This is a genomic window from Thermincola ferriacetica (assembly GCF_001263415.1).
Taxonomy (GTDB): Bacteria; Bacillota; Thermincolia; order Thermincolales; family Thermincolaceae; genus Thermincola; species Thermincola ferriacetica.
The window spans coordinates 1-1,085 of the sequence record NZ_LGTE01000063.1 but is presented as its reverse complement, the minus strand read 5'-3'; the positions used below and the strand labels follow the sequence as shown (position 1 = coordinate 1,085).

Below are 1,085 nucleotides of genomic sequence, written 5' to 3'. Positions count from 1 at the left end.
TGGCAGGAGCGTCCCGGCCTGTATCCATAGCTCGATGGATGAAAGTCCGGTTCAAAGATTGGTTGCAGGATGTTTAGAAGTGCTTGCTGGACTACCCGGTCCCTTACGGTGGGTATCCCAAGCGGGCGTTTACTTCCATCCACTTTTGGTATTTCTACCCGCAGTACCGGTTGTGGTTCGTAAATGCCGGTTTTGAGTTCGTGATGAAGTTGGGATAATTCTTCCTGCAGATTTTGCCCGAAAGCCTCCACGGTCACCCCGTCTACTCCGGGAGCCCCATTGTTGGCTTTGACGGCTTTATATGCTCTCTCCAGGTTATCCATCCGGTATACCTTGTCCATCATGCTGTACCATTTCCTCATCACGTCACCCCATTTCGCTATGCTCCTTCGGTTCTTTGTGATTTCGCGCCGATTCCTTCCTGCCTATTCCGGGCGTCTCTAGCTCTATGGCAATCTTACCCTTCTCTCCGCAGTACTCCGGCTGAGCGGACGTACTTCCCAGCAGGCTCGTCACCCCCGGTTAGCCGTTCCCTTTGGCATTCCAGCCGCAGTTGTCTTCTCTTCCCATCACTCGGTCCCTCGGTTGCATACCTTGATTTACCTTCGTCCCTTCGCAGTCGCAGCTGCTTTTGGCTAACTGCGCCCCACTGCAACCAGGTGCAGTGTCCTCCCGGTTTTCTCCTCCAGTCTGTTACCAGCTTTCATGGGCCGGGAGTTTTTCACTACTACGGACTCATCTGCCACCCCACACCACTTCGTCCCGCCCTTGTGTCTCCACTTGTTTGGGCTTACCCTCTATGGGGATGGTGCCGGGCTTCTCCGGTTAAGCCTGCCTGCCTGAAACTGAACCCATCCGTCTTAACTCCCCAGGTTATCCAGCTTTTGGGCTTTCCCACTCAATGCAAGGTTACCCACCTGACGAGCCAACCTCGGTTCGCTTGCGCTATGTTCCAGATTCCCCCTTCGGCTTCCTTCAGACCCCACCGTTGGCCGGTGACGCCCTTGCCTACAGGTTGTCTTCCCGCTGGTTAGGTGACAGGGTTTCTCTCAACCCATCGGCTCAGCAGACATGCCGGACGAACA

The 1,085-nt window shown here is 55.0% G+C and carries 2 protein-coding genes; one reads left to right on the top strand and one right to left on the bottom strand.

All coding sequences use genetic code 11. The annotated features are described in order from the left end of the window. Positions 1 to 362 (bottom strand): reverse transcriptase domain-containing protein (locus Tfer_RS15675; RefSeq protein ID WP_242843615.1); only part of this gene is annotated, 362 nt, incomplete at its 3' end. Between the two features lie 539 nt (positions 363 to 901). Here Tfer_RS15675 and Tfer_RS16855 point away from each other — a divergent pair. Next, positions 902 to 1,085: hypothetical protein (locus tag Tfer_RS16855; RefSeq protein WP_207642463.1), on the top strand; the 184-nt coding region annotated here is incomplete at its 3' end.